The following is a 6,610-nucleotide window of genomic DNA, read 5'->3' as shown; positions in this document are numbered from 1 at the left end:
ATTGAAGGCACTTTTGAATTCACAATCCCATCAATTGCGGAAAACGACGGATTTGATTTAGTAAAAGGTAAATTCAAGCTTTATCTTAATAAGATTTAATGTTGAATTTATTTGTTGAATTTTGAGCCCCTTCCTTAATTGGTTGGGGATTTCTTTATGCTATAAGTTTTATAAAACCGAACTTTAACCTTTCTATCTTATTTACACTGATTTAACCAAAACAACAGTTGGGATTATATTGAGCGTATTTATGGTTCCTGTAAACTATGGTTTTATGGTATATTTTGATTACTCAAGTTCGATGGTAGATAATATCAAATTGGAGTGATTTCGATTTGTCAGGTAAAAACATTGAGATTGTGGATTATCAAAATACAGTTCTTAAACCAGATTTGTATACTNNATACTAATGGCTTTTATGTAATGCTACCTATGTTGAATGTGAGTCTAATTAAATCATCGGTAAGTTTAATTAATTAACAAGCCGCCATTTAGCTATGATTAAAAAAGCCCAATGAATAAGGTGACATTGGGCTTATCGATAGCTAGTTTATTTGTAACGATGTAATAATATCATGAAGTTAACAAAATAATATTTAAAACAAAACCCAATGGGATGAACAAATCCATTGAAATCAAAAACGACACTGCCAAATGAATGTTTTTGATATTTAAATATAGTGAAAAAATAATAGAATTTGCATTACAAAAAGGATATGTCTAAATAAAAACCCGGTGGTAATGGAGAGGCCACCGGGTCAGTGATTAAATATGTTGATATTGTTTTATAAAGATAATAATATAATATTCAATGACCATCCTGTGCAATCCGGAAATAAAAATACCCAAATGCGTAAACGCTCTTGGGTAGCCTTATTTGATTATTATGTAAAAATCGAATCGCTTAAAAGTAATTAAAATGTTTCAATTATTAAAACAAAAAACCCAATGGAATAATATCCATTGGGAACATTTGATAACGCTCACTATGTACGACATAAACTTATGGTAAAGGTAATTAATTCTATTAAAAAACCCAACAGCATTGGGTGCCATCGGGTTAGAATCAAAAATTATAGAATTAATTTTTAATAAAGGTACTGATAAAAAACCCAATGGCCCTACCAATTCCATTGGGTTAAACAAAAATACAAAGCATATTTGAATGAATCTGTTGAAATTAATCAATAATATTATAAAACAAAAGCCCAACAGCAAAAATGCCATTGGGCCATTAATTGAGAATGGATGTGTGTAGAGATATAAATATAATAAAGAAAAATGAAAACACGAGAAAGTTGATTGCCATGAAAAGGATAGAGAGAATAAAGAATTTATATCGATTAGTATGGGCTAATCCAGATGGATCTATAGGCTAGGAACCCCTACCTAAATTTACGAGGAACCTTGAAAATACCATTGCCCAAACGGGGCCTTTCTTTATCCAGATCCACTATGAAAAGGGAGGCTTTACAATTGGTATTGAGAATACGAATGATATTGGATAAAGGATCATGCAGATTTTTGAAGTGGGTAAATATTCACCAAAGGTAGCTGTAGCTGAAGCTAACCGTTTAGTTGGTAATCTATAAGAATTAACTGAACGTGTGTATGATTTGGGAAATCCAAAAAGGCCAAGGAATTTGGAAGTATAAAGGGCGAAGATGATTTCAAATACCGTGGATGTGGAGCTATACTATGTAATTGTGGATCTGATTTTAAAAAATTCGGTGGTCAAAGACTTTAAGAGAACCCAAACATTATCGAAACAACAGAGTTCCATTTCTAATTGGCTCTGAAGGACATCGATGCACATGGGACTTTGGCATTAGCTAAGGATTATTCATACAATTGTCTTCTAGCTGCAAGTAAGCCTGTCAATGGCCAAGACAAATTGTGGAATACAGCACTTTAGGCTATGGTTTCACACTTTGTTTGTTGCCTTTTGTTGCTAATAACCGTCATTTAGACGACTTTTCATCTCCTCACCTTTGAAACACGGATTTTTTCTAATTAACCTCTTATTAAAATCCTGATTCATATTCTCCAGGTCATATGGAACTCGAATTGGTCTTATACCGTTCCAGGATTTATTCGTGTAATCCCTTCTAACGCCCATCCATGGAAATTTCTCTTCATTTCCTGCTAAATCAAAATCCACCAAATCTGCAAAGAGATCATCCAGAATTCCTTGTTTTTTCTTGAATGAATCTGGAAGAACTCCGCAACTAAGGCCGTAACATCGTCCTATCACTCCTTAACGTACATTTTAATTCCTTGTTCACTACCTTCAACAACCACCATATTATCGGAAGGGATGTAATTAAAATTTTCAACATCGTGGATAAGACCTTGAAGAAAACCAGTCATTGTCATTCCAAATTGCTTAATACAATCCTTACCCTTTCCAAAACCAAACTTTGGGAAGTACAGTTTAACATTTTCTGAATATAGTCCATAATATTCGTTATCAAATTCGCCTAATCGACTTTTTTAAAATAGCTCCATGCATTTCTTTCTGTTTTTCTTGTAATGTATTTTCCTTAATAACTTTTTTTATTGTTTGAAAATTCCTGTGCATATGCAGCATTTGCCAACAAAATAACCGTATAGGTTAAGGCTGTTTTTAGCTGTTTTCCTATATTTTATTTTAGCCAATCGCTCCAGAATTATGCAAAATAAATTTTAGCACCTAATTTGCTCTGTCATAAAGTCAACCATTTCTATAATTTCTATTTTATTATTACTTAAAATGTAATTCGCCAAAGAATGGTCTGTTCATTATCCATTATCTAATCTCTTAAGAAATCAAAAACCCGGTGGAAAAAAGTATGAAAGATTTAAAGTCTTCAATACCATAAATTCCATGCATAATAAAAAAGAGAGGTTAAAACAACTTAAGGCTTGTAAAGGAATCCACAAAAGAACTTCTAAAGCTTGGATTCAGTCCTTAAGAACAATTCAAATACTCTGATCATTCAAATCATGAAAAATATAATGTATGTCATTGTTTTGATGAATATCTTGTATTCACAAAAAGTACTCTTAAGAAAAATACCTACAATCCATAGGAGGACAGGTTAAACATTTTTAAGGTATTTTTGGCTGATAAAAGATTTAGATTATATCAAGATCGACCAGCTAACAAAAGATCATATTTTTGTATTCGTCAACGTATATAAGTATCGCCCGACCAAGTACATATTGCTTGGTCGGGGGGATACGGACGTTTGCTTGCTCCTGTTAATCCATGCTGGTGTTAATCCATGCTGGTGCTGACATGTAACAAAATTACCAATATTTTTAGCAACCGAATTAGATGAATCTGTAAAATAAATCCTATTTCTTATCTACCACTTCCTGGATATCCCCTAAAACGAGGTTTAGGATTATTGGATTATCCTTTAGTACCTTTTCAGCGTATTCGATAGCTTCTTCTTTAGACCTTGTCCTTGCTATCCAAACAGCATATCTACTTACAAAAGCCCTTACATCTAATTTTGAATATTCATTCATTTCCTTTATTATATAGAACAATATAAGATAAAATTGTTTCGATTTATTTTAAATTAATTTATTTCGACACAAATACCTTAATTAATTGTTTATCATACATGAAAAAGATTCCAATAGATACCATACTCTCAACTGCGAAAAGTTTATTGCGCGGGGGGGAATAGAGTCTAACAGGAAAAATATTACTTTCCCTGTTACATTCAGTGGTGAGTTATTTTATTCTAAAGAAGCTGAAATAGAAAATATTGATGGCGAAATGTGGACCATGTACACCGTGGATGGCAAACAGTGGCTAATCAAAATTGGAGAGGATATTTATAATTTAGGAATATATCCGAATGTTTATACAGGCGATTGATTTAATGACTACATTACCAAAGTCAGCATCGTCTCATTCACGATTCTGACGGCTTACTTTCTCAGTCAGTCGTCACTCAAATCTGTTCATGCATTTGAGTGTAATCCCTAAGACAGAAAAGGGATTGTTTTGTTAAGTGAACCCTGCAGATCAACGCAGGGTTTTTTAATATTGATTTAGAGTTTATATCTATTGTTTATCCCTGGTCTAATTTGTTTTCGACATAGCAAATGGATTGGGGATTTTTTATTTTTGCCAGATGACATTAGATGAATTAAGGAGAGAATTGCTGAACAGGCAATATGAGGATAATATACGGATCGCTACGCACATGGTGGTATGTAATGCAGAGAGGTTTTTAGCTACACAATTCAGAGACTGTGACAACTGGAAAAAGGAAATTGAAAAATGCCCAAGCTATGATCGGTTGATGCTGTTCTATGGAACTGTTAAAAATTCTTAAAACCCTTGACTTGAAATCCTTACCTTTTTAAATTTGGAAATACATAGCCCTATCAATAAACATATATCCTACTCCCTGTTTCCATGTATCAGGGAAAATTTAAAAAGGGCTGCTAATTAGTTTTTCCATAAAATTTCTTATCAAGATCCCCGGTCTTATGTTTAGATTGGGGATTTTTTATGAAAAAGCCACCTTTTACAGTGGCTTAACTGCTAGTACTGTCTTATGTAAAATTCTAACAGGTATTAAAAATAGTTGTGCTATATAAACATAATTTGCAATATTCGTTCCAAAATCTCACTTCCTCCTCCCAATACCAAAGAACCACCACGCACCCACAATCAACACAATGAGTATTGCTACTACCCATCCAATTTTATTGACGAATATTGCCCCTTTATCCGGTGTACTGGTCCTTTCCTCGGACTGCTTCTTTTCTTCTTTATTTCCTTTTTCTTCATCGACACTGTCTGCCTTCTGATCCAAAGTATTCTTTATATCATTAGCAATATTCTTAGCTTCATTGCTGTTCCTTCTTGCCTTTTGAATTATACTGTAAGCTTGATACGTCATAGAGCCATCAGGATTGATTTTAATCTCGGTCCACTTAGTTGGATAAACCTTTGTGCTTTCATCGCTTTGGACGCTTGATTTTACATCAGTTTTGGATCAGTCCACATGCTCCTATTTGGTGTCCGCACTGCCCTTGATATCTTTACTCATCTCTATGATAGCTAGGGTTTTACCACTATCTTTGACTTCTTGAAAAGTCCGCACCCAGTCAGTAGAGCGCAGACCATTGCCATTAAAATTAATCTCATAACTGTTCGATCATCTGTGAAATTCTATCTAGCTTATTGGAAATCGTGTCGAGTTTGATAACAATGTTTCAATAGTCTCAGCCAGTCCATTCCTTTTGCTTGGTTCGCTCTTTGGATGATAGCTCACGCTTATCACAAAGAACACTAATACAAACCAACTCATTTCTTTGCACTTTTCCTTGGTTTCTGCTGTTGAGCAACACTATCAACACGAATTGCAGCACTGTCCACTTTGGTAGCGGCTTCATTTATCCTGTCCACTGCAGGCGTGACATGCTTCCTTACTTCCTCGATCATCTGCCGGTAAAGCCCGTCCTGGCTCTGGATCATCTTGACGTTCTGGCTGTCGCCCCTATCGGTTACCCAATAGAGGACAAACCAGAATACAGACACCACAACCATCAATGCATAGGTAACAGGATGGCTAACTATTTGCATGAAAGTTGGCTGTTTGCTACCTTTTGGTTGTGCCTATTGCTCTTTTTCTAACTCATTCATCTCCTTACTTACTGAATTATAAATCCGCTTCTGCTTTTCTCCTTCTTACCAATTCTGCAAACACCTTTCTCCCGGCCTTATTCAATTCCCGAATTCCTCACCGATGGAAGGATCGTTTGGGTTTATTTTGAGCATCTTCAATAATGTAGACTTGCCAAGGTTTGTCGCTCCCTGATTAAAGGAAAAGCTCACCAAGGCATCGAACTGGTTCTGTGTCAACTGCACACGGACGAGCCTGTTTACATCATTCTCATATCCCTTCAGGATATCCTTCAGCATACATGTAGCCCGATGTTCGGTCAATGCTCTGTCTTGCATCGTTACCTTTCACTTATCGGGCAGATAGTATGTGAAACCATATCCAATGGTAGGAATACCAATCGGATCACTGTACGGGTTTGGGTCAATGCCAATCCCTTTTCTCTTGTTTTCATTTTAATTTCCTNNAAATCCTTGTAGTTTATCATTACAAAAATTGGTTATAGCCCAATGGTGTCCATGCTGTTGGGCTTTTTATTTCCCTATATCTAAAAGATTAATTATCTTCAAATAATTCATTCAAACACACTTTGTATCTTTGTTTAACCCGATGGTAATTCTGATTCCATCGGGTTATTTGTTTTTATTGTTATTTTATTTAACTTCATAACATCATTATATTTAAACTAGCTAACATTTGGCCCAATGGTTTCCGGTATTCATTGGGCTTTTTAATTGCCTGACAGTTCATAACAGTTGATATATTTTATTTCCACATATTTATCTAAGATTTAAAAGGTAATAATTTGATTTAGCCCGGTGGAGTATATATGACATCGGGTTTATTATGCCCCTTTCGAGATAGTGGCTTGTTTGATTAAACATCATAAGTGCTTAAAATTCTTGATACATGATGTCCTCCAGTTCGACCAGTAGACTCTTGGCAGTCACAGGTCCGATCCCTAGGACCGACCA

6 protein-coding genes are annotated in these 6,610 nt (G+C 35.0%); 1 reads left to right on the top strand and 5 read right to left on the bottom strand.

All coding sequences use genetic code 11. The features are described 5' to 3' along the window. Positions 1 to 1,951: 1,951 nt before the first annotated feature. Positions 1,952 to 2,254 (bottom strand): hypothetical protein, encoded by a 303-nt coding sequence (locus B4A24_RS02605; RefSeq protein ID WP_293942336.1) that lies wholly within the window; start codon positions 2,252 to 2,254, stop codon positions 1,952 to 1,954. 1,085 nt (positions 2,255 to 3,339) lie between these two features. After that, positions 3,340 to 3,516, bottom strand: coding sequence for a hypothetical protein (locus B4A24_RS02600; RefSeq protein WP_157739574.1), 177 nt, complete (start codon positions 3,514 to 3,516; stop codon positions 3,340 to 3,342). Between the two features lie 617 nt (positions 3,517 to 4,133). Here B4A24_RS02600 and B4A24_RS02595 point away from each other — a divergent pair. Next, entirely contained in the window at positions 4,134 to 4,337 is a 204-nt protein-coding gene (locus B4A24_RS02595) for a DUF6965 family protein (protein WP_293942329.1), read from the top strand. 297 nt (positions 4,338 to 4,634) lie between these two features. On the opposite strand, the gene B4A24_RS02590 is transcribed toward B4A24_RS02595, so the two are convergent. The 3 genes from B4A24_RS02590 to B4A24_RS02580 form a co-directional block, all read right to left on the bottom strand. Next, positions 4,635 to 4,910 (bottom strand): hypothetical protein, encoded by a 276-nt coding sequence (locus B4A24_RS02590; RefSeq protein WP_293942326.1) that lies wholly within the window; start codon positions 4,908 to 4,910, stop codon positions 4,635 to 4,637. 407 nt (positions 4,911 to 5,317) lie between these two features. Further along, a complete protein-coding gene (locus tag B4A24_RS02585) occupies positions 5,318 to 5,596 on the bottom strand; it encodes a hypothetical protein (RefSeq protein ID WP_293942323.1) in 279 nt (92 codons plus the stop codon). Between the two features lie 141 nt (positions 5,597 to 5,737). Continuing rightward, positions 5,738 to 5,974: a glycoside hydrolase family protein gene (locus tag B4A24_RS02580; RefSeq protein WP_293942320.1), complete on the bottom strand. Its 237-nt coding sequence runs from the start codon at positions 5,972 to 5,974 to the stop codon at positions 5,738 to 5,740. Positions 5,975 to 6,610 lie beyond the last annotated feature (636 nt).

This window comes from Sphingobacterium sp. UBA7249 (genome assembly GCF_002472835.1).
Classification (GTDB): Bacteria; Bacteroidota; Bacteroidia; order Sphingobacteriales; family Sphingobacteriaceae; genus Sphingobacterium; species Sphingobacterium prati.
This window is presented reverse-complemented; position numbering and strand designations above follow the sequence as displayed.